This window comes from Kushneria sp. Sum13, from assembly GCF_052692355.1.
In genome coordinates this window covers 800,073-820,677 of the sequence record NZ_CP199847.1, presented here as the reverse complement: position 1 = coordinate 820,677, position 20,605 = coordinate 800,073, and the positions used below count along the sequence as shown (strand labels likewise).

The 20,605-nt window shown below is 59.4% G+C and carries 20 protein-coding genes; 7 read left to right on the top strand and 13 right to left on the bottom strand.

Features of this window, described 5'->3' with window-relative positions; all coding sequences use genetic code 11:
* Nucleotides 1-111 precede the first annotated feature (111 nt).
* The 4 genes from ACUN8C_RS03900 to ACUN8C_RS03885 are packed head-to-tail and all read right to left on the bottom strand — an operon-like array spanning nt 112 to nt 3,596.
* Complete coding sequence (locus ACUN8C_RS03900; protein ID WP_445620992.1) at nt 112-1,005, bottom strand: metal ABC transporter permease; 894 nt, start codon at nt 1,003-1,005, stop codon at nt 112-114.
* Nucleotides 1,002-1,880, bottom strand: a complete 879-nt coding sequence (locus ACUN8C_RS03895; protein ID WP_445620991.1) for a metal ABC transporter permease — start codon at nt 1,878-1,880, stop codon at nt 1,002-1,004. Before ACUN8C_RS03895 ends, ACUN8C_RS03900 begins: the two co-directional genes overlap by 4 nt.
* Nucleotides 1,877-2,686 carry a metal ABC transporter ATP-binding protein gene (locus ACUN8C_RS03890; protein WP_445620990.1) on the bottom strand — a complete coding sequence of 270 codons (810 nt, stop codon included), beginning with the start codon at nt 2,684-2,686 and terminating at the stop codon, nt 1,877-1,879. Before ACUN8C_RS03890 ends, ACUN8C_RS03895 begins: the two co-directional genes overlap by 4 nt.
* Nucleotides 2,679-3,596 (bottom strand): metal ABC transporter substrate-binding protein, encoded by a 918-nt coding sequence (locus ACUN8C_RS03885; protein WP_445620989.1) that lies wholly within the window; start codon nt 3,594-3,596, stop codon nt 2,679-2,681. Before ACUN8C_RS03885 ends, ACUN8C_RS03890 begins: the two co-directional genes overlap by 8 nt.
* A gap of 207 nt (nt 3,597-3,803) precedes the next feature.
* Between ACUN8C_RS03885 and ACUN8C_RS03880 the strand changes: the two genes are divergently transcribed.
* Together ACUN8C_RS03880 and ACUN8C_RS03875 are read left to right on the top strand one after the other, a co-directional pair.
* Nucleotides 3,804-4,466 (top strand): DUF1007 family protein, encoded by a 663-nt coding sequence (locus ACUN8C_RS03880; RefSeq protein ID WP_445620988.1) that lies wholly within the window; start codon nt 3,804-3,806, stop codon nt 4,464-4,466.
* A 5-nt stretch (nt 4,467-4,471) separates the two neighbouring features.
* Complete coding sequence (locus ACUN8C_RS03875; RefSeq protein WP_445620987.1) at nt 4,472-5,494, top strand: nickel/cobalt transporter; 1,023 nt, start codon at nt 4,472-4,474, stop codon at nt 5,492-5,494.
* Nucleotides 5,495-5,508: 14 nt separating this feature from the next.
* On the opposite strand, the gene ACUN8C_RS03870 is transcribed toward ACUN8C_RS03875, so the two are convergent.
* Both ACUN8C_RS03870 and ACUN8C_RS03865 read right to left on the bottom strand, forming a co-directional pair.
* On the bottom strand, nt 5,509-6,081 hold the full coding sequence (locus tag ACUN8C_RS03870; protein ID WP_445620986.1) for a fasciclin domain-containing protein: 573 nt from the start codon (nt 6,079-6,081) through the stop codon (nt 5,509-5,511).
* A 68-nt stretch (nt 6,082-6,149) separates the two neighbouring features.
* Nucleotides 6,150-7,289, bottom strand: a complete 1,140-nt coding sequence (locus tag ACUN8C_RS03865) for a GNAT family N-acetyltransferase (RefSeq protein WP_445620985.1) — start codon at nt 7,287-7,289, stop codon at nt 6,150-6,152.
* Nucleotides 7,290-7,491: 202 nt separating this feature from the next.
* On the opposite strand from ACUN8C_RS03865, the gene pncB reads away from it, so the two are divergent.
* Complete coding sequence (gene pncB / locus ACUN8C_RS03860) at nt 7,492-8,658, top strand: nicotinate phosphoribosyltransferase (protein ID WP_445620984.1); 1,167 nt, start codon at nt 7,492-7,494, stop codon at nt 8,656-8,658.
* A gap of 128 nt (nt 8,659-8,786) precedes the next feature.
* On the opposite strand, the gene ACUN8C_RS03855 is transcribed toward pncB, so the two are convergent.
* From ACUN8C_RS03855 to gap, 4 genes are all read right to left on the bottom strand, one after another.
* Complete coding sequence (locus tag ACUN8C_RS03855) at nt 8,787-9,626, bottom strand: dienelactone hydrolase family protein (protein WP_445620983.1); 840 nt, start codon at nt 9,624-9,626, stop codon at nt 8,787-8,789.
* Between the two features lie 167 nt (nt 9,627-9,793).
* A complete protein-coding gene (locus ACUN8C_RS03850) occupies nt 9,794-10,078 on the bottom strand; it encodes a hypothetical protein (protein ID WP_108843105.1) in 285 nt (94 codons plus the stop codon).
* A 276-nt stretch (nt 10,079-10,354) separates the two neighbouring features.
* Nucleotides 10,355-11,035, bottom strand: a complete 681-nt coding sequence (locus ACUN8C_RS03845; RefSeq protein ID WP_445620982.1) for a haloacid dehalogenase type II — start codon at nt 11,033-11,035, stop codon at nt 10,355-10,357.
* Nucleotides 11,036-11,138: 103 nt separating this feature from the next.
* Nucleotides 11,139-12,140 carry a type I glyceraldehyde-3-phosphate dehydrogenase gene (gene gap / locus ACUN8C_RS03840; RefSeq protein ID WP_108843103.1) on the bottom strand — a complete coding sequence of 334 codons (1,002 nt, stop codon included), beginning with the start codon at nt 12,138-12,140 and terminating at the stop codon, nt 11,139-11,141.
* Between the two features lie 492 nt (nt 12,141-12,632).
* Here gap and glk point away from each other — a divergent pair, with 492 nt between their 5' ends.
* Genes glk through ACUN8C_RS03825 form a run of 3 tightly spaced genes read left to right on the top strand, consistent with a single transcriptional unit; the run spans nt 12,633 to nt 15,327 of the window.
* Nucleotides 12,633-13,595 carry a glucokinase gene (glk, locus tag ACUN8C_RS03835; RefSeq protein ID WP_445620981.1) on the top strand — a complete coding sequence of 321 codons (963 nt, stop codon included), beginning with the start codon at nt 12,633-12,635 and terminating at the stop codon, nt 13,593-13,595.
* Nucleotides 13,592-14,461 carry a D-hexose-6-phosphate mutarotase gene (locus ACUN8C_RS03830; RefSeq protein WP_445620980.1) on the top strand — a complete coding sequence of 290 codons (870 nt, stop codon included), beginning with the start codon at nt 13,592-13,594 and terminating at the stop codon, nt 14,459-14,461. Before glk ends, ACUN8C_RS03830 begins: the two co-directional genes overlap by 4 nt.
* An 8-nt stretch (nt 14,462-14,469) precedes the next feature.
* A complete protein-coding gene (locus ACUN8C_RS03825; protein WP_445620979.1) occupies nt 14,470-15,327 on the top strand; it encodes an aldo/keto reductase in 858 nt (285 codons plus the stop codon).
* A gap of 248 nt (nt 15,328-15,575) precedes the next feature.
* Here the strand turns inward: ACUN8C_RS03825 and ACUN8C_RS03820 are convergent, their stop codons facing one another.
* The 3 genes from ACUN8C_RS03820 to zwf form a co-directional block, all read right to left on the bottom strand.
* Complete coding sequence (locus tag ACUN8C_RS03820; protein ID WP_108843099.1) at nt 15,576-16,238, bottom strand: bifunctional 4-hydroxy-2-oxoglutarate aldolase/2-dehydro-3-deoxy-phosphogluconate aldolase; 663 nt, start codon at nt 16,236-16,238, stop codon at nt 15,576-15,578.
* Between the two features lie 133 nt (nt 16,239-16,371).
* On the bottom strand, nt 16,372-17,049 hold the full coding sequence (gene pgl, locus ACUN8C_RS03815) for a 6-phosphogluconolactonase (protein WP_445620978.1): 678 nt from the start codon (nt 17,047-17,049) through the stop codon (nt 16,372-16,374).
* 18 nt (nt 17,050-17,067) lie between these two features.
* Complete coding sequence (zwf, locus tag ACUN8C_RS03810) at nt 17,068-18,549, bottom strand: glucose-6-phosphate dehydrogenase (RefSeq protein WP_445620977.1); 1,482 nt, start codon at nt 18,547-18,549, stop codon at nt 17,068-17,070.
* A gap of 609 nt (nt 18,550-19,158) precedes the next feature.
* Between zwf and ACUN8C_RS03805 the strand changes: the two genes are divergently transcribed.
* The gene (locus ACUN8C_RS03805) at nt 19,159-20,601 is read left to right on the top strand and encodes a sugar porter family MFS transporter (RefSeq protein WP_445620976.1); all 1,443 of its coding nucleotides are present in this window, start codon (nt 19,159-19,161) and stop codon (nt 20,599-20,601) included.
* The last annotated feature ends 4 nt before the right edge of the window (nt 20,602-20,605 follow it).

The following is a 20,605-nucleotide window of genomic DNA, read 5'->3' as shown; positions in this document are numbered from 1 at the left end:
TAAAAGTGGTTCATCCTTATCGATATCGCAAGGGTGCAGGCCCTGCCGGTAATGGCACGAATTCATCAATTCGCTGGCACAGCCCTCTCACAGCGGGCTGATGGCCCGCCTCTATTCTCGAGCGGCCGCCCGGTCGGCGCGAATGGCGCGCCGGACGCGAATCTTCTGAAAAATCACCCCGCGACCGGGCGCCAACAGAAAGGCCAGCAAAAACAGGAATGCCTGAATGAGCACGATCACACCGCCCGTCTCGACATCCACGTGAAAGCTCACCATTACGCCTGCAAACACGGCAAGCCAGGTGCTTGCCGAGGCCACCATCATCATCGCGGCCAGTCGGCGGGTCAGCAAAAAGGCCGTGCAGCCCGGCGTGACCAGCATGGCGATGACCAACACAACGCCCACGGCCTGAAGCGCCATGACGGTGGCCAGTGTCAGCAAAACCGTCAGTAGCAACTGCAGGCGGCGGGTATCAAGCCCCACCACCTGCGCGTGCTGCGGGTCAAAGCAATAAAGTCGAAGATCACTGAATTTAAGCGCCACGATACCCAGCACGACAATGCCGGTCACGATGAGCTGATAGCGCGTCGAGGCCTCGATGCCCAGCAGGTTACCCAGCAGGATATGCATGAAGTGCACATCAGAGGGCACCATGGCCACCAGCACCATGCCCAGCGCCAGAAAACCGGTAAAGGCAATGCCCAGCACGGCATCAGGACGGATGCGACAGTGCCGCTCGATCAGGCCGGCGCCCAGCAGACAGCACAGGGCACTGCCAAGCGCGCCGATCACCATGGGAATTCCGGCAAGCCAGGCCAGCACGATACCCGGCACCACCGCATGCGAGGCGGCATCTCCGACCAGCGACCAGCCCTTCAACACGATCAGACACGACAGCACGGCACAGACCGTGCCGACCAGCAGACCCATCCACAGCGCCTGGCGCATGAAATCCAGCGTCAGTGGCAAAAACAGCAGGGTCAGCGTCTCGTCAAGTGAACTCATGGCCACTCCTCGCCGGCGGTATCCGGTGCCGGACGTCGCCGCCGGGCCAGCAGCCCATGACGCGGCGCCAGCACCAGAATGACCAGAAAGCACAGCGTCTGCAGCAGCACGATGGCACCACCCACCGAGCTGTCCATGAAATAGCTCGCCCAGCTGCCCGTAAAGGCACACAGCGCACCGATCAGCGGGGCCAGCCACAGCATGTGACCAAAACGATCCGTGAGCAGCCAGGCACAGGCCCCGGGCGTAATCAGCATCGCCACCACCAGCAGCGCGCCCACGGCCTGCAGTGCCCCCACCGTCATCAGCGACAGCATCGACAGTAATAGCACATTGAGCCAGACGGTATTCAGGCCCATCACCCTGGCATGACCTTCGTCAAAGCAGTACAGCATCAGGTCCTTCCAGCGCAGTGACAGCGCCACGATACAGACCAGCGAAATGATGATCAGTTGAACGGTCTCACTGTCGCCGATGCCCAGCAGGTTGCCGAAAAGAATGGTGGTGAGCTGTACGCCTCCCGGATTAAGCGAGATCAGCACCAGCCCCAGCGCCAGAAAGGCAGAGAAGACCACGCCAATGGCGGCATCACTTTTCAGTGCCCCCTGCCCCTTGATCAACCCGATACCGCCCACCGCCAGCAAGGCGCTGATAAAGGCTGCCGGCGCAAACGGCAGACCCAGCGTATAGGCAATGGCAATTCCCGGTACCACGGCGTGAGACAGGGCGTCTCCCAGAAGGGACCAGCCCTTGAGCACCACATAGCAGGACAGCCAGCCGCAGACCGCCCCGATCAGCGTGCCGACCAGAATGCCGCGCGTCATGAACTGATAATCAAACGGCGCGAGCAGCAGGGCGAACGGATCACTGCTCATGACAGGCTCCATGACGCCGCGCGCACGCTGGCATCGGCATGGGCCGCTGACAACACCGTCTCGGCCATGACCTCGCCGAAAGTGGCGGCCAGGTGGTGCTGGGTAAAGGTCGTGGATACCGGCCCGAAAGCGATGAGTCGCCTTGAGACCATGGCGACATGATCACAGTACTGCGGCACATTGGACAGTGCATGCGTCACGATCAACACGGTGACACCTTCATCGCGCAGCCCGCGAATCAGCGCCATGATGCCCTGCTCGGTATGGGCATCCACGCCGGTAAAGGGCTCATCGAGCACCAGAATACGGCTTCCCTGGGCCAGTGCCCGCGCCAGAAATACGCGTTTTTTCTGCCCTCCCGACAGCATGCCGATCTGGCGCTGTGCCAGGTCGGTAATCTCCATGCGGGCCATCGCTTCTTTCACACAGCGCCGATCAGTTGCCGAAGGAATGCGCAGCCAGTTCATCTGACCCTGGCGCCCCATCATCACCACATCGCGCACCGACACCGGAAACTGCCAGTCCACCTCTTCGGCCTGAGGCACATAGGCGACCAGATTTTGCTTCTGGGCATGGCGCACGCTCATCCCCAGGAGCTGCACCCGGCCACTGGTCGGGCGCGTAAATCCTAAAATGGTTCGACACAGGGTGGACTTGCCGCTGCCATTGGGGCCGATCAGGGCACAGATACTGGCCCTCGGCAGGGCCAGAGAAATGTCCTGGATCCCCAGATGTCCGTCGGGGTAGCGCACACTGGTGCGGGAGACGTCGATGACCGGGCCATCATATGAATGTGGGTTACTCAAGGCCAAATCCCTTTTCTATCTGTCGGGCGTTGTAACGCAGAAGTGTTTCATAATCAGGGACCGGACCTTCGCGGCGTGACAGCGAATCGACATACAGCGCCCCACCATAATGCGCCCCGGTTTCAGAGGTCACCTGCTTCATGGCCCGGTCATTGACCGTACTTTCACAAAAGGTCACCGGCACCTCATCGGCGTTGAGATCATCAATCAAGCGGCGCACCTGCTGCGGCGAGCCTTCCTGCTCGGCGTTGACCGCCCAGAGATAGCGTTCGCGAAAGCCATACGCTCGGGTCAGGTAGGAAAAGGCCCCTTCACAGGTGGCCAGCGTTCGCTGCGCGGCGGGAATGCGAGAAAAGGCGTCCCTGAGCGATTGATCCAGCGCTTCAAGCCGCTCGCTGTAGGCCCTGGCGTTGCGGTTGTAAGTGTCTGACCGGGCCGGGTCCAGCGCCACCAGTGCCCGGCGAATGTTCTCGACGTAGATCAAACCGTTTTGCGGGGTCATCCAGGCATGAGGGTTGGGGCGGCCGCTGTAAGGCCCCTCGCCCAGGCCAATGGGGTCGATGCCCTCGGTCAGTACGGCGACAGGCACATTGTCCATGCCCTGATAAAAACGCTGAAACCAGCGCTCAAGCCCCATGCCGTTATAGAGAATCAGATCGGCCCGCCGGGCCTTGAGGATATCGCGCGGGGTGGGCGCATATTCATGAATCTCGGCGCCAGGCGGCACAATGGAGATCACCTCCAGTTCATCGCCGGCCACCTGACGGGCCATGTCCGCCATGATCGTAAAGCTTGCCACGACCGTCTTGCGCTCCTGGGCAAGCGTTGCACCGGACATCAGCATCAGCGCCGGCACCACCCAGAGCGCCACGGCCCGAGCCGCTGACCACCGGCGGCGAGCCGTCGTCATCGTGACCGCGTTCCCCTTTTTTATCATGACGAATCTCCCCTGGCGGTATCGTCATGAAATCCTATTTAACCACGGTTAAAAAAGAAACCCCTGGTTGCTTAACTTATCCTGATGAACCATGGCCGGCTGTGAAGTTTATCTCTCGCAACCCCTGCAGAGCTGGGGCAACATGCCGTTTCGGTCACTGGAAGAGACAAGCGTGTGCTCATGAATTCCCGGCGTTTCTGGCGAGTACCTGCCCTGCTGACAGGGGGCATCATGTGGCTGGGGGCCACCTCGGCCATGGCGCACCCCCACGGCTGGATCGATTACCGCGTCACGGTCATGGTCGATGATCAGCAGCGGGTCACGGCGCTCGAGCAATCATGGAAGATGGACCCGTTTCAGAGTCTGACCATGGTGGAGGGTCTGGAAGGCGTGACGGGCGACGAGAGCATGGCGCAACGTCTGGATGCCCTTGGTCATGAGATCGCGGCCAATCTGGCCACACAGCATTACCTGACTCATGTCTATGACGGCGAGCAGGAGCTGCCGCTGGGGCGTATCGAGGACTACACCACCCGTCTGAATGACAGCCGGGTCGAGTTTTCCTTCATTGTGACGCTGGCCGAGCCGCAACCACTGAGCGATGCGCTGCACTGGCAGGTCTTTGATGACACCTATTTCATCGAATTTTTGTACGACGATCAGACTGAGCAACCCATTGAACTGGTCAACGCCCCCTCGCAGTGTCACGGCGAAGTGGTGCACGCCGACCCTGACCCTGCCGTCGTGGCTGGCGTCTCTGCCATCGATGTGACCGGAGAGACGCCCGATGGCATTGGCCGGCTTTTTGCCGACACCGGGGTAATCAAGTGTCAGGATATTTGAAACCGGTGTGGATAACTCTGGCCATCATCGCCCTGGCCGGACTGCTGCTGTCGACGATGGGTCAGGGGCTGTGGCAACCGCTGGTCAGTGAGATCATCACACAACAGCGCGCGCTGCATCGGGGGCTGGCCAGCGCCATGATGGCGCTCTCTCGGCGTGAAGGTACAGGAGACTGGCTGGATCTGATGGCGTTGAGCCTGGGGTATGGCGTGTTTCACGCTCTGGGGCCCGGCCACGGCAAGGCGGTTGTGGCGACCTATCTGCTGACCCAGCGAGCAGCCCTGATGCGGGGTCTGATCATGACCGCCAGCGCTGCCCTGCTGCAGGGGGTGGTGGCCATTGTCATGGTCACGGTGCTGGTCCTGGGATTTGGCTGGCTGACCCGGGAAGCGATGACCGGCACCGTGTGGATCGAGAAGGCAAGCTTTGCCGCCGTGACAGCACTTGGGCTCTGGCTTATGGTGCGCGCCGGGCGCGGTCTTCAGAAACACCGGCACGGGGCGTCCAGGGCGTCTCTCTCTGTAGGCTCTACAGAGACCATTAAACTTAATGACCTGCGGCTGACGCCGACACACTCTGGCGGCGCCAGCGTTGTGACGCCGCTGAACCATGTCAGCAGCGGCCCCTGCCCCTGCGGGCGAACCCACCACATTGACCCCATGACCAGCGGCCGGCACTGGCGCGAGATGACAGCGGCAATTGTGTCGATCGGCCTGCGCCCGTGCAGCGGTGCGGTCATGGTGCTTGGCGTGGCCGCCATGCTGGGCTTCTGGTGGGCCGGTGTGCTGGCGGTACTGGCCATGTCACTGGGCACGGCGCTGTCGACATCTCTGCTGGCCGCCGTGACAGTGCTGGCCCGTCGTCACATGGCCCGGTTTGTACAGCGCAGTGGCCGCCAGCGGCCGGCAAGGCTCGGGTATCTCCTTGCCCTGCTGGGCGGCACGCTGATCGCGCTGCTGGGCATTGCCCTTCTGATCAACACCCCGGAGGCTGCGCTGTCGCCGCTGATGCAAAGGCCGCTGGGCTAGCAAACGCGCCTGCCTCAGGTGTCCGGGCGTAGACCGGTGGCATCCCAGGGGATCAGTACACCCTCGATGGGATGGACAATGCCGTTATGGGCCCGGGTCTCCTCCCGCTCAACAGGAATGTCATTGACCTGATACCTGCCGTCCTGCACGTCCAGGCTGAGCTGCCCCGTCAGGGCCTGAGGGCGGCCCAGCGCCTTGAACTCGCTGGCCGGCACAATACCCGGCAGTAGATGATATTTGAGTACCTTTCTCAGCCACTCTTCATGTTCACCGCCCAGCAGCGCCTGGCGCTCGCTGTCTGGCAGTCGGGCAAAGGCCTCATCGGTCGGTGCAAAAATGGTGTAGGGCCCGCCGTCGCTGAGCATGTCGCTCATGCCGGCCTCATCAATGGCCTTCACAAGCGTGGTGAAATCGCCGTTGGCCCTGAGCGTTTCCAGAAGCGTCCGGTTTTCGTGCTCGGTACGATCCCCCGGCTGCTGCTGAGGTGTCTCCTGCTTTTCTGGCTGGGCCTGCACCATCGGTGCCGTGCCCCCGCCGGCCAGCGCCAGACAGGCCGCCATCCACATACTGCGATACAAGGTTTTCATTATTTCTCCACGACATGAATACAGGAAATCGGTCGCCACCGAGGAGCATCGGCGTGCACGCCAAACGATCAGGGCTCGCGTCGAAAGGGCAACATGGTGGCTGCTTCGAGACGCATCTGCGCCATGGCAGTGTCTTCTCGACCCAGAAACTCCGCCACCGCATCGCGAAACCCGTCATGGGCCAGCCAGTGCAGTGAGCGCGTGGCAATCGGCTCAAAGCCCCGGGCGATCTTGTGCTCTCCCTGGGTGCCCGGGTCAAAACGTGACAGCCCGGCGGCCAGGCAGTGCTCGATGCCCTGATAGTAGCAGGCTTCGAAATGCAGGCAGCTGGCCTCGACCTCGCTGCCCCAGTAACGTCCATAAAGCGTAGTCGACCCGCGCAGACACAGCGCTGCGGCCACGGGTCGCGATGTCTCATCCAGCGCCTGGATCAATACCAGGGCGTCGGGCATGTCCTGCAGCAAACGGTAAAAGAAATCGATGTCCAGATAGCCACGCTGGCCGTGCTCCATATAGGTGATCTGATAGCAGCGATAAAAGTGCTCTATGGCCGTGCGGTCGACCTCGCGACCCACCAGACGTCGCATGCTCAGTCCCTGCTCGGCCACGCGGCGCCGTTCCCGGCGCACTTCCTTGCGCCGTTTCGAGGTCATCGCCCCCAGAAATCCTTCGAAGTCGCCATAGTCACGATCAAACCAGTGATACTGCATGCCGCTGCGCTCCAGCAGCTCGGGCCAGCGCTGGCGCCATTGATGCGCCAGGCCCGCTTCCGGAAACAGCAGATGCCATGACAACAGCCCCGCACTTTCAAGATGCTCGGCCATTGCTGTCAGAGCATCATCACTATCGATGTCGTCGGCGAGCAGCAGGCGCGGGCCGGTCGCAGGGGTAAAGGGAATGGCGCTCAACTGCTTGGGATAGTACTCGCCGCCGGCCCGCTCCCAGGCATCGGCCCATTGCCAGTCAAAGACATATTCACCCCAGGAGTGATCCTTGAGATAGCGCGGCATGGCGCCGACCAGCCGGTCGCCCTGCCATATCGTCAGATGATGCGGGGTCCAGCCGGTGTCCGCACAGACGGCCCCGGTCACCTCCAGCGCGTTGAGAAACTCATGACGCACGAAGGGGTAGTCCGAACCTGCCAGCGCATTCCATTGCTGCGCATCGATGTCGGCCATTGCACCGATATCGCGAATATCGAGACTCATGGCGCTTCTCCAGCCAGATACATGATAGGGGTACAGGATAGTGATAGCGGTACAGGATAGTGACAGGGGTAAAGAATAGAAGGTCCTGACGTGCCAGGGTCAGGCCTTGTGTCAACGCTTCGGGATGGAGTCAGCGTAGCGGCTGCGCTATGCTGTCAAGCTATCTTTTAAATGGCCATCAACAGAGATGCCGACCCGCTCAATGCTGCATTCGATCCTTGATAATGACTTCTACAAGTTCACCATGCAAAACGCCGTGGTGAAACTGTTTCCCAACGCTCATGCACGCTACAGCTTCATCAATCGTGGCGAGCATGCCTTCCCGCCCGGCTTCGGTGAACGGCTCAGGGAGCAGGTGGATGCCATGGCCGCACTGCGGCTGACCAGCGAGGAGCGCCATTTTCTGGAGGTCACCTGCCCCTATCTCGATCCGACCTATCATGATTTTCTGGAGGGCTTTCGTTACAAGCCCCATGAGGTCACCATCGATCAGCAGGGCGAGGTGCTCAACGTCACTATCGAGGGACTGTGGTATCGCACCATTCTCTGGGAAGTGCCGCTGATGACCCTGATCAGCCAGATCTGGTACGAGATGCTCGACGAACAGCGTGACAGCGATGAGCTGGTCGCTCAGCGCACGCGTGAAAAAATCGAGCATTACGGCGAGCTGGGCGTGCGCATTGCCGAGTTTGGCACCCGCAGGCGTCACTCCTACGCGGTGCACGACCTGGTGGTCAGCACGCTCAAGCGCTACGGCGGCAGCACCTTTACCGGCACCAGCAACGTGCACATGGCCCATCGCCATGGAGTCAAGCCGCTGGGCACCCACGCCCATGAATGGTTCATGTTTCACGCTGCCCGTTTCGGCTTCAAGATGGCCAATACGCTGGCGCTGGAAAACTGGGTCGAGGTCTATCGCGGTGATCTAGGCATTGCGCTGTCGGACACTTTCACGACTCAGGTCTTTTTCGAAGGCTTTGACAAGATGTTTGCCAAGCTCTTTGACGGGATTCGCCATGACAGCGGGGACCCCATCGAATTCGCCAAGGCCACCATCGATCATTACGAACATTACGGCATCGACCCTCGCAGCAAGACCATCATTTTTTCCGATGCCCTGGACACCCACAAGGTCGAGAAAATCACCCGCTTTTGTGAAGGGCGCATCGGCATGTCGTTCGGCATCGGCACCAATTTCACCAATGATGTCGGCCTCAAGCCGATGAACATGGTGGTCAAGATGACCGAAACCCGCCCCGAAGGGGATCAGTGGCTGCCGGTCGTCAAACTCTCCGACATTCGCGCCAAAAACACCGGCGACCCGGGCATGATTCATCTGGCCCGCCGTATTCTGTCCCTGCCTCAGTAGGCCTGGCGGCCATGGCGCAGCCAATAAAGAGGGCCGGCACGGTATTCACCGTGCCGGCCCTCTTTTTAATGGACAGTACTGAACAACAGCACTTTAACAACCGTCTTTTAACTGCCGTTCAGCGCGGCCTACTTGGCACTGCCCTGAGGGGCTGCAAACACCTTGTTGAAGACATTCAGCATGACCTGCCAGCTGGCGGCGTCGGCCGCTGCGTTATAGGCCAGGGGCAGGCCAAACTCTTTTGCCTTGGCATCGGCAGAAGGATTGGTAAAGGCATGCATGGCGCTGGGGTACTGAATCAACGTAGCGTCAGTTTCCACACTTTCAAAGGTATTGAGCAGCGACTCAAGCGCTGACTGCGCCACCATTTGATCATCCAGGCCATTCTGGATGATGACCCGCCCATCAAAGTGGCTGGGGGTGTCCACCACCTGCCCGGGACTGCCGTGAAAGCTGACCGCTGCCTTGAAGGGCATGCCATCAAGTGCGGCATTGAGTGCGATACCACCGCCGAAACAGTAGCCGATGATGGCCATGCGCGAGGCATCCACCCCCTGCTTGTCCTTGAGGGTCTCGATGGCCGTGTCAAGATTGTGGCGAGCACCGGGCCAGTCGCTCATGACGGCCTTTGAAAAGCTGCCGGCCTCATCAGGATGTGTGGCCGTTTTGCCACTGCCATACATATCGACGGCAAAGGCCACATAGCCCAGCGCTGCAAGCTGCTCGGTACGATGTCGAATGTAGTCGCTCAGCCCCCACCACTCATGGACCACCAGCACCAGCGGACGCTTGCCTTCCTTTTCGGTGTCACGGGCCAGATAGCCGGTGTATTGCTCACCGTCCACGCTATAGGTCAGCGTCTGTGTTTCAACCTTTGGCCCCATTCGCCCCAGAGTGCCCTCATCCCCCCAGGTATTGACGCTGGCCAGCATCAATCCCATGCCGAGTCCCAGAAACATGGTTCTCATGAAATTCCCCTGTGCCGTTATAAATTCGTTATGTGACGTCATTGTTGTTATCAGTATAAGAAGACTTAACGCATGCTGACATTATTGTATTGATGACCATCATGAGAAAAGGGGCTTCGCCATCGCTGGCGAAGCCCCTTTTCAGGAACAGGAATCTGCAGAATAACTCAGGCGCGACGCTGCTCGGCGAGAAGAACCGGTGCCTTTTCAGAATCCTGCTCGACGACGGTCTCGGTCGACGAGGTTTTTTGCGTCTGTGCCGCGTCCCGCGCAAGGCTTGCCCGGACAAGATCACGGAGCTGATCGCAGGTGATGATGATGCGCTCGGCGCGGGGCTGGCCCTGCCAGATCACATCGATGACCGGATGCTCCCGCGTCTGATCGATACCAACGATACGCCCCTGCCGCTCCCGACGTGCATCCCTCAGTGTCGATCCCAGAAGCTGATGCACACCGCTGACACATTGTTTCCTGGATACATATGGCATGGCTGGCTGACCTGTTGCTGCCATTGAACGGCAGTCATTTCGGCTGCATTGCTGCACGCAGACAGATGATTCAAGGTTGACAATTTATTTGATTTAGAGCGCGACCTTAACATAACCAACTGATCAGAACACAGGTTATTTGTCAATTAAATTGTCGCCATAAGGCGACACCTGCACGCTTTCTGCCCGGTCGATTCCAGAAAATCCGGATGCCATCAACGCCCTGATCATGACCTGATATCAGCGCATGCCTGCAAGCTTATCGGCCAGCTCATCCAGTTTGTCGACTTCAAGATTGGGCGCCAGTGACGGGTCTTCTATCAGGGCAGTTCGGTCACGATGAATCCAGGCAGCCTTCATGCCCGCATGGCGCGCGCCCTGAATATCCCAGTTATTGCTCGAGACCAGCCAGGCATTGTCATGGGCCACCTTCATGCGGCGTGACAAATGGTGATAGACCACCGGGTCGGGCTTGAAGCGCTTGATGTCGTCGACACTGACCAGCGCTTCAAAATGATGGGCCAGCCCTGCATGTTCCAGCACCTGCTGCATGGCCTTTTCCGTGCCGTTGGAGAACGCCACACAGCGATAGCCGGCAGCGACCAGAGAGGCCAGCGCGCCATCCACTTCCTCAAAGGCGGGCAGACGGGAATAGGCCGCCATCCAGTCATCCCGGGTGGCCGGGTCCACCTCGAGCTCATGCGCGGCAATGGCAACATCCAGTGCGTCGCGTGTACACACCGAAAACTCGACATAGCGTCCCATGAGCCCACGGCGAAAGGACAGCTGCAGCTGACTGGCACGCCACTGCGCGGCCACGCTTTCAGCCTGATCCTGCAGCGTGGGGCGCAGCACCTCGGCCATGGCGTTCGGGTTGATCAATGTGCCGTAAACATCAAAGGCCAGTAGTGTTGGTGCCATGTCTCCTCCTTGAGAACAATGATGGGTCAAAAAAGGACGCCCGAGGGCGTCCTTTGATATCGCGATACCATAATGGTAGTGCAACAGTGCTGCGAGAAACGGATTAGAGGGTTTTGCCCATCGCCAGTGCCGTGTCCAGCATACGGTTGGAGAAGCCCCACTCGTTGTCGTACCAGGACATGACCTTGACCAGCCGACCGTTGACACGCGTGTGGTTGGTGTCAAAGGTCGAAGAGCTCGGGTTATGGTTGAAGTCGATCGAGACCAGCGGCTTCTCGTTGATGTTCAACACATCCGATTTGGCAGCAGCATCGCGCATGATCTGATTGATCTCGTCACGGCTGGTATCGCGTGAAGCCGTGAAGGTCAGGTCCACGACCGAAACGTTGATCACCGGCACGCGAATGGCAAAACCGTCCAGCTTGCCATCAAGCTCGGGCAGCACCTTGGCGACGGCCGAGGCAGCACCGGTCTTGGTCGGAATCATGGACTGGGTCGCGCTGCGGGCACGGAACGGGTCGGAGTGATAAACGTCCGACAGGTTCTGATCGTTGGTGTAGGCGTGAATGGTGTTCATCAGGCCGGTCTCGATACCCACGGTATCGTTAAGGGCCTTGGCCACCGGCGCCAGGCAGTTGGTGGTGCATGATGCGTTGGAAACCACCGTGTGACCGGCTTCCAGTACCTGCTCATTGACCCCGAACACGATGGTGGCGTCGGCATCACCGCTCGGACCGGAGATCAGAACACGCTTGGCACCGGCTTCGATATGCTTGGCCGCGGCTTCGCGCTTGGTGAAGATGCCCGTGCATTCCATAACCAGATCGATGTTCAGATCGCCCCACGGAAGTTTGGACGGATCACGCTCGGAGAGAATGCGAACACGGTCGCCGTTGACGGTAAAACTTTCATCGTCATGCGTGATTTCAGCATTGAAATGGCCGTGCGTGGTGTCATTTTCCAGCAGTAGCGCATTCAGCGCCGGGTCGCCCAGATCATTGATGGCCACGACTTCGATACGGTCACGATAACCACTTTCATACAGCGCACGAAAGGTGTTACGACCGATACGTCCGAACCCGTTGATTGCGACACGAAGCGTCATGTTTTCTCCTCCTGCGATATTGGATAAAGCTCATCACCGACAGGTTAATGAGCCGCAATTCTCTCGGTTTTCGGCCCCTGAATGTCTAACGTGGGGTCATTTTTTCTGACCTCAATGGCCCTGTTGTAAAGCACTGCCCATGCGGGTGCCCGTACTGGCGCCAACGAACACCCGTTTTTTCATCTGGTGTCATGTAATGCCCGGACAAGTCTGGCCCGGGAAGATCAATTACGCCAGAGCCTGGCCCGATCAAGTCGCTGAATGTCTGTTTGACCGAAGCGCCATAGGTGATAACGGGACACGTCTTTCGCCCATAAAAGAGGTGAATCGTGTCAAACAAGGCGCAACCCGGTAAAGTCCTGACTATATGACATGCTTTATCCTGTGTGACCACCTCGCGTCAGCGTGTTGCCCTGATGACTGATATTCTGGCGGCATCGATGAGCAGGATTTGTTTCAAAGACTTATAGAATTTCAGGAGTATCATCCGCCATGACACGCCCCGCCCTGGTCGGCGATATCGGTGGCACCAATGCCCGCTTCGCCCTGGTGACCCCCGGCGCCTTCGATCTGCACGACATTCAGACGCTGGCCTGCGCCGATTACGCCAACCTCGATGATGCGGTCAACGCCTATCTCGCCGGCATCAACAGTGAGCGACCGACCGAAGCCTGTCTGGCCTTTGCCTGCCCGGTTCACGACGACGAAATCAAGATGACCAACAATCCATGGCGCTTTTCAAAAAGCGACATGAAACAGCGCCTGAAGCTGGACAACTTCAAGGTCATCAATGACTTTACCGCCATGGCGCTGGGTCTGCCCCATATTCCCGATGAAGATCTGGTCAACCTGGGCGATGGTCACAGCGAACCCGGCCGTGCACGGCTGGTGATTGGTCCGGGCACCGGTCTTGGACTGGCCGGTCTGGCCCCCAGCCAGCGTTTCTGGATTCCGCTGTCGGCCGAAGGCGGCCACGCCAGCTTCGCCCCTGTCGATGATTTCGAGATTCGCCTGCTGCAGTGGTTTCGAGGCCGCTACGGCCGCGTTTCGATCGAGCGCATGCTGTGCGGACAGGGTCTGCTGGACATCTACACGGCCATGTGCGAATTCGAAGGCCATGACTGCACTCTGAGCACCCCGGCCTGCGTCAGCGAAGCTGCCCGCAATGAAGAAGATCCCGTGGCCCATCAGGCCGTCCTGCGTTTTTGCAAGATTCTTGGCGATGCCACCGGCGATGCAGCCCTGACGCTGGGCGCCCGCGGCGGTGTTTATCTGTGCGGTGGGATTCTGCCGCGTATCCTTGATACCCTCCGGATCAGCGATTTTCGCAAGGCCTTTGCCGACAAGGGACGCATGAGCCCCTACAATGCCGATATTGCGACCTGGGTAGTGACCGCCAAATGGACCGGACTGCTGGGCGCTGCCGAAGCACTCCACAACGAGGAGGTGACATGATCCCGGATGCATTGAGCGAGCTTCTATCGGCCACTCAGGGGCAGCGTGATGCCACCTGGCAGGGCCGCTCGCTGCTGGTCATCAACGATGACTGGGGCCAGCTTGTACTGTCCCGCCATGGCGGCCATCTGCTGCACTACGCGCCGGCCGGAGAGCGCGGCTGGCTCTGGACCACCTCCACGCCCAAGGCACCGCCGGAGGCCCTGCGTGGCGGCGTGCCGCTGTGCTGGCCCTGGTTTGGTGAGCCCGAGGACGGCAAGGGTCCGATGCACGGCCTTGCGCGCACTGCCAACTGGCGCATCGACGCGGTGGATGAGGATGTGGAAGGCGGCGTGGAAATCCACCTCTCTCCCGAAGAGCGACTGCACGACACCCTGGCGCCTCGTCTGGTCATTCACGCCAACGCACAGCGTCTGGCCATGGAGCTTGTTACCGAACACATTGGCGAAACACCGATACGCCTGACCCAGGCACTGCACGCCTATTTTGCGGTGCCGGATACCCACCAGTGTCGTATCGAGGGGCTGGGCGGTGCGCGTTATCTGGACAAGCTGGCCGATTACAGCGAAGCAGAACAGACCGGCGTACTGGGCATTCGCGGCGCGCTTGACCGCATTCATCACTCCAGCCGACCACTGGTGCTCGATGACGGCCACCGGCGTCTGAGAATCGCCAAGCAGGGCAGCGACTCGACCGTGGTCTGGCATCCGGGCGACAAGCTGCCGAGTGATATCCCCGAACGTGAACGCCTGAACTTCATCTGCATCGAACCGGCCTGTACCCGCCTGGATCCGGTCTGGCTTGCTCCCGGGGCACAGCACGTCCTGTCGATGCACATAAGTCCTGAAACCTCTGCTCGGGAATAACCCTGATCATGACAGCCGCGCCCTTTGTAATCGGTCTGCGCCAGCTACCGTACTACGACAGCCTGCAAACGCCCGGAGCACTGGCGAGCTGGTTTCAGCAGCGCCTTGAAGAGGGGCTCTGCGAATTCGACCACAGTGATTTAGAAAAGGCACGCGAAGGCCTGCTGGGGCAGGCGATTCGACAGCTCCCGGCAGATCAGGCCCGACAACTGCAATTCGACATGAGTGCCGGCGTGATCCCGGCTCGCCAGAATGACGATCGCTTTGGTGCCAAGTATTACGATACCCGTCCCGAGTATCTTGATGAGGTCGTTAATCGCACGCTGAAGCAGCTGGGGCTCGAGCAACTCAACACCTTCCTGCTCATGCGCCCCGACCCCCTGATGGATGTTGAAGCGACCGGACGGGCGCTGGATGCCATCGTTGAAAGCGGGCGCGCTCGTCGCATCGGCGTGGCCAACTTCCTGCCTGCCCAGTGGCGCCATTTGCAGGCCGCCATGCAGACCCCGCTGGCCTGCCAGCAGATGGAAATGTCGATTGCCCGCAGCCAGATGCTTTTTGATGGCATGTGGGACAGCATGCGCCGCGACAACATGGCCGGCCTTGCCGGCTCTCCGCTATGGGGTGGGCGTATCTTTGAAAACCAGCTGGGTCAGATGCTCAAGACCATGGCCGACACCCACCAGGTCAGCCCTGCTGGCGTCGCCCTGGCCTGGCTTCACACCATTCCGGGCCAGCCCAGAGCCGTCGTGGGAACGCTTCGCCCTGCCCGACTGCAGGCACTGGCACACGATGCCGGTCTGACCCTGAGCCGACCGGAGTGGTTTGCCCTGCTGGAAGCCGTACGCGCCTATCGCGTGCCCTGACGTCTGTTTCCCTTGAAGGTACCCAGGGCTGCCCGCTTTTCAGCGGGCAGCCCTTTTTTGTCTGTATGGACAAGTATGGGTTGGCAGGTGACCCAATGGCACAGGCACGACCTGCAAACCAGAAGTCATGACCTGCAGACCAAAAAAAGCCCGCCTCAAGTGAGACGGGCAAAACAACAGCCGAGGCTGCCGAGAGAGCCGGTACTGACAGGGTCAATCATGCCCTGCCGTTTGATCACTCAATTCACTTAATGCTTGATGGTGGCCACGGTTTCACGCGCGATGGCGCGAATGCCGTCCCAGTCTTCATTTTCAATCAGTTCCTTCGGGGTCACCCAGGTACCGCCCACACACATGACGTTGCGAAGCCTTAGATAGTTGGCTGCATTGTCAGGTGTAATGCCACCGGTAGGACAGAACTGGACATCTCCCAGGGGGCCTGCGAGCGCCTTGAGCGCGCCAACGCCGCCACTGGCCTCGGCCGGGAAAAACTTGAAGCGACGATAGCCGTACTGCCAGCCGGTCAGAAGCTCCGTGGCCGTTGCAATGCCCGGCAGCAGGGGGACCGGGCTTTGAATGCCGTACTCATAAAGACGATCGGTCGTGCCGGGTGTGACCACAAAGTCCACACCGGCATCTTCGGCGCGACGATACTGCGCCGGCGTCAGGACCGTACCGGCACCAATGCTGGCTTCGGGCAGTTCATCACGCAGGCGATACAGTGCTTCCATGGCACAGTCGGTGCGCAGGGTTACTTCCAGTACGGTAAGCCCACCTTCGTAAAGCGCCCGGCAAAGCGGTACGGCGTCTTCGATGCGATGAATGGTCAACACCGGGATGACCGTGGTCCGCTGACAGATACTGTCAATTTCAGTCGTACGTGTGGACGGTAACTGCTTGTCCGATGACATGAAGCCTCCTGATCATCACCCCGGCGGTATGCGCCGCGCTAAACAGATCGAAAACAGACATCCTCGACCCGGCCTGTTCCTTTCCCGGCACCGCCTGACGCGCCGGGACATGCTTTATCGTATCCTGATCGTGTCACGGTGCCCAGTAAAGTGCCAGCGGCGCATCAAGAAAAGCCCGGATCGGCAATTCATGTCGATCACTGCCTGCCATGGCATTGGCCAGTACGGCTTTTTTATCGCCACCGTTGAGATGCAGATAGCGACGATGCGAGCGCATCAGGCGATCGCGCGTCAGAGAGATGCGGGGTTGCCCAACGCTTGGCGCATGCGCCGCGATGACCAGCGCCTCGCTTTCAAGCCCGTCCCCAAGTTCTGCGCTGTCCGGAAACAGCGACGCCGTATGGCCATCGCCGCCCATGCCCAGCACCACGACACTGGCAGGCCAGGTCAACGCAGCAAGACGCTGACCCACCTCCTCGGCACCGGCTTCAGGCGTTGACGCCTCGTTAACGAGCGGATGAAAACGAGCCTCGGCGGCCGCATTGATCATCATGTGGGTGCGAACAAAGCGATCATTGCTGTCATCGTGATCGGTCGCCACCCAGCGCTCATCGGCCAGCGTAATGTCCACACGTGACCATGCCAGTGTCATCCGGCTCAGCGCCTGCATGAAGGGCTTTGGCGTACTGCCCCCCGAGAGCACCAGCGTGACACGCTCCTGCTGCTCGAGATCCTCTCTGAGGGCAGCGGCCACACTTACCGCCAGGTCATGGGCCACTCGAGTGCGTGCGTCGGCTTCAGTCGTTTTCATGGTTGGTCGTTTTCATGATTAATAGTCTTCATACCAGCTGCGTCCGTCCTGGGTGATCATTCCGATGGAAGAGACCGGTCCCCACGAGCCTGCCGGATAGCGCTTGGGCATGATATCGCGCGCCTCCCAGCCCTTGATCAGCTGATCGATCCAGCGCCAGGAGTACTCGATCTCGTCACGACGCACGAAGAGATACTGTTGACCCTTCATGACCTCCAGCAACAGGCGTTCATAGGCGTCGGGAATACGCGCCGACGGGAAGGCCTGGTGGAAATCCAGATGCAGTGGCCCGGTACGCAGGCGCATGCCCTTGTCCAGCCCGCTGTCCTTGGTCAGCACCTGCAGGGCAATGCCCTCGTCGGGCTGCAGCCGAATAATGAGCTTGTTGGCTGCCATGCTGCGCTGATCGTTATCAAAGATGTAGTGCGACTGCGGGCGAAAGTGAATCACGATCTGCGAGAGCTTCTCCGGCATGCGCTTGCCGGTACGCAGATAGAAGGGCACGCCTGCCCAGCGCCAGTTCTGGATCTCGGTCTTGAAGGCCACAAAGGTTTCGGTGCGCGAATCAACATTGGCGCCCTCTTCCTCGAGATAGCCCGGCACCGACTTGCCGGCGATGGTGCCTGCAATGTATTGCCCTCTCACCACATCGGTATCCAGACGCTCGCCTTCAAAAGGACGCAGCGCCTTGAGCACCTTGACCTTCTCATCACGAATGCTGTCGGCATCCAGATTGGAAGGCGGATCCATGGCAATCATGCACAGAAGCTGCATCAGATGGTTCTGGACCATATCGCGCAGCTGGCCGGCCTGGTCAAAATAGCCCCAGCGCCCCTCGATCCCGACGGTCTCGGCCACCGTGATCTCGACGTGCGAGATATGGCTCTGGTTCCACTGACTGCCAAACAACGGGTTGGCAAAACGCAGGGCCAGCAGGTTCTGGACCGTTTCCTTGCCCAGATAGTGGTCGATACGATAGATCCGACTTTCATCAAAGACGGCACCAATGGCGTCATTGATCTCCTCGGAGGTCTGCAGCGAATAGCCGATCGGTTTTTCGACCACCACACGGGATTCGTTGTCCAGACAGCCGCTTTGGGACAGGTTGGCGCAGATCTCGCCATACAGACGGGCCGGCACCGACAGATAGATGGTCAGCGGCTGCGCACTGGTGCCGTGCCACCGGGCAATCTGGTTGTAACTGTCAGGAGAGGAAAAATCGATTTCGATATAGTCCAGCCGCGCCAGAAACCGATTCATGCTCTCCTCGGTGCGCTCATCGGCGCGCACACGGGTTTCCAGTGCATCGCGTACGCGCGCACGAAAGGCATCATTATCGTATTCCTGACGGGCCAGACCCAGAATTCGGGTCTCGGGCGCCATCAGCGATTCGCGATCCAGATGGTAGAGCGCGACATACAGCTTGCGCAGGGCCAGATCGCCCAGCGCGCCGAAAAGCGCCAGATCGACAGCAGTATTGTTGTCGTCATTCACACTCATGCCGTGCTCCCTTCCCGGTTTGGTAGATTTCCGACAACGTTAGACATCAGGACATCATCCTCGCAACACATTGCTTCGCTTCCATCAGGGCAGCAGGTAGCAGCCCCATCGTCTGCCCTTGCGGGTATAGACACTGTCGAACCAATACATCTGACATGGCTGGCAGACCGTTTTCACGGACGTGGCTGCGCACAACCCTGATCATGCGTCATTTGACAGGATAGTTCGGCGGCATCGAGGCTGCATGAAGATCCAATGATATCAGCACTCTTTTACCTTGGGGATGACATTTTTAGAACGCATTGATTGTCACGGCCATGCTGCTCCCGGGGACATCATAAGCCTTTGGTCTAACAAGCAACGATAATTGCTGGCCTTACCCTGCCTTAACAACTTTATTATGGTGCGCATGATTCGTGTTGCCATCAACTGTCGATTACTGACCATTTCCCACGGGGTCATGAAAGGCGTTTCTTTCATTGCCCTTCATTCCCTGCACCTGACAGCAAATGCCCATAATGGCGCAGTACACAGGCAGCGGCGCTGGTAGTTTATGGCTGACACGATTAAGCAACGCCCTTTCAACCTGGCAGTACAAGGAAAGATGACATGGTAGGTCACTCGGGGAGCAGCTCAGGCGCTGCAAGTTATGGTCAGGCAAAACCGGACGCCGTCAAGGATGCCGACATTGTGCCGATGGTCTGGCTGAGCTGTGGCCTGGCGGCACTGGCAGGTCTGCTGTTCGGCATGGACGTCGGTGTCATTTCCGGCGCCCTGCCCTTTATCGTCAAGGAGTTTCATGTCTCCACCCTGATGGAAGGCTGGATCGTAAGCTCCATGATGGTCGGTGCAGCACTGGGAGCACTGGGGGCCGGCGCCATTTCACAGCGCCTTGGCCGCAAAAAGGCGCTGATGTACAGCTCGCTCTTGTTCTTTATCGGCGCCCTGGTCGCGGTCATGTCCACCAGCCCGAACATTCTGATCGTTGCCCGTATCCTGCTGGGACTGGCGGTAGGCGTGGCCTCCTTTACGGCCCCCCTGTATCTGTCCGAGGTCGCTCCCGAGCGTATCCGCGGCACCACCATCTCCTTTTATCAGCTGATGGTCACCATCGGTATTCTGGCCGCCTTCATGTCGAATCTGGCCTTCAGCTATATCGAAAGCTGGCGCTGGATGTTCGGCGTTTTGATGATTCCGGCCGCCATGCTGTTCATCGGCGTGCTCATGGTCCCCAACAGCCCGCGCTGGCTGGCCTCGCGGGACCGCTTTGACGAGGCTCGTGAAGTCCTTACCAAACTGCGCAGCAGCAAGACCGAAATCGATTACGAGATGGGCGAGATCGAGGAGAGCATCAACGCCAAGCAGAAAAGTCGCGGCTTCCAGATGTTCAAGGAAAACCCCAATTTCCGTCGTTCGGTCATGCTGGGCATCTGTTTGCAGCTGGTACAGCAGTTCACCGGCATGAACGCCATCATGTATTTCGCCCCGCAGATTTTCCAGATGTCCGGGTTCGAAGGTACGGCCGCTCAGCTCTGGAGTACGGTCGCCACCGGTCTGGTCAACGTGCTGGCGACCTTCATTGCCATCGGTTTTGTAGACCGTCTGGGCCGCAAGCCCATTCTTTATGCCGGCTTTGCCGTCATGGCCGCCAGCATGGCCGTTCTGGCCTCGATTCTGGTCATTGGGCCGACCACGACGTTCCTGCAGTACACCGGCATGGCGTCGCTTCTGATCTTCGTGGCCGGTTTTGCCATGTCGGCCGGCCCGCTGATCTGGACCCTGTGTGCCGAGATTCAGCCGCTCAACGGCCGTGATTTTGGCCTGAGCTGCTCAACGGTCGCCAACTGGGTCGGCAACTTTGCCATCGGCCAGTTCTTCCCGGTCATGATTGCCGCAATCGGTGGTGCCATGACCTTCGGTATCCTGTCGGTGCTCAACGTGGTCTTTATCATCTTTACCCTGCTGCTGATCCCGGAAACCAAGGGCATCTCGCTTGAGAAGATCGAAAAGAACCTGATGAGCGGCAAACCGCTGAAAGACATTGGCAACTGATACA

What these genes read in the sequence shown, in the direction of transcription:
- ACUN8C_RS03900 (WP_445620992.1), bottom strand. Translation starts at nt 1,005, where the DNA reads ATGAGTTCACTTGACGAGACGCTGACCCTGCTGTTTTTGCCACTGACG.
- ACUN8C_RS03895 (WP_445620991.1), bottom strand. Translation starts at nt 1,880, where the DNA reads ATGAGCAGTGATCCGTTCGCCCTGCTGCTCGCGCCGTTTGATTATCAG.
- ACUN8C_RS03885 (WP_445620989.1), bottom strand. Translation starts at nt 3,596, where the DNA reads ATGACGACGGCTCGCCGCCGGTGGTCAGCGGCTCGGGCCGTGGCGCTC.
- ACUN8C_RS03880 (WP_445620988.1), top strand. Translation starts at nt 3,804, where the DNA reads ATGAATTCCCGGCGTTTCTGGCGAGTACCTGCCCTGCTGACAGGGGGC.
- ACUN8C_RS03870 (WP_445620986.1), bottom strand. Translation starts at nt 6,081, where the DNA reads ATGAAAACCTTGTATCGCAGTATGTGGATGGCGGCCTGTCTGGCGCTG.
- ACUN8C_RS03865 (WP_445620985.1), bottom strand. Translation starts at nt 7,289, where the DNA reads ATGAGTCTCGATATTCGCGATATCGGTGCAATGGCCGACATCGATGCG.
- pncB (WP_445620984.1), top strand. Translation starts at nt 7,492, where the DNA reads ATGCTGCATTCGATCCTTGATAATGACTTCTACAAGTTCACCATGCAA.
- ACUN8C_RS03855 (WP_445620983.1), bottom strand. Translation starts at nt 9,626, where the DNA reads ATGAGAACCATGTTTCTGGGACTCGGCATGGGATTGATGCTGGCCAGC.
- ACUN8C_RS03845 (WP_445620982.1), bottom strand. Translation starts at nt 11,035, where the DNA reads ATGGCACCAACACTACTGGCCTTTGATGTTTACGGCACATTGATCAAC.
- gap (WP_108843103.1), bottom strand. Translation starts at nt 12,140, where the DNA reads ATGACGCTTCGTGTCGCAATCAACGGGTTCGGACGTATCGGTCGTAAC.
- glk (WP_445620981.1), top strand. Translation starts at nt 12,633, where the DNA reads ATGACACGCCCCGCCCTGGTCGGCGATATCGGTGGCACCAATGCCCGC.
- ACUN8C_RS03830 (WP_445620980.1), top strand. Translation starts at nt 13,592, where the DNA reads ATGATCCCGGATGCATTGAGCGAGCTTCTATCGGCCACTCAGGGGCAG.
- ACUN8C_RS03825 (WP_445620979.1), top strand. Translation starts at nt 14,470, where the DNA reads ATGACAGCCGCGCCCTTTGTAATCGGTCTGCGCCAGCTACCGTACTAC.
- ACUN8C_RS03820 (WP_108843099.1), bottom strand. Translation starts at nt 16,238, where the DNA reads ATGTCATCGGACAAGCAGTTACCGTCCACACGTACGACTGAAATTGAC.
- pgl (WP_445620978.1), bottom strand. Translation starts at nt 17,049, where the DNA reads ATGAAAACGACTGAAGCCGACGCACGCACTCGAGTGGCCCATGACCTG.
- zwf (WP_445620977.1), bottom strand. Translation starts at nt 18,549, where the DNA reads ATGAGTGTGAATGACGACAACAATACTGCTGTCGATCTGGCGCTTTTC.
- ACUN8C_RS03805 (WP_445620976.1), top strand. Translation starts at nt 19,159, where the DNA reads ATGGTAGGTCACTCGGGGAGCAGCTCAGGCGCTGCAAGTTATGGTCAG.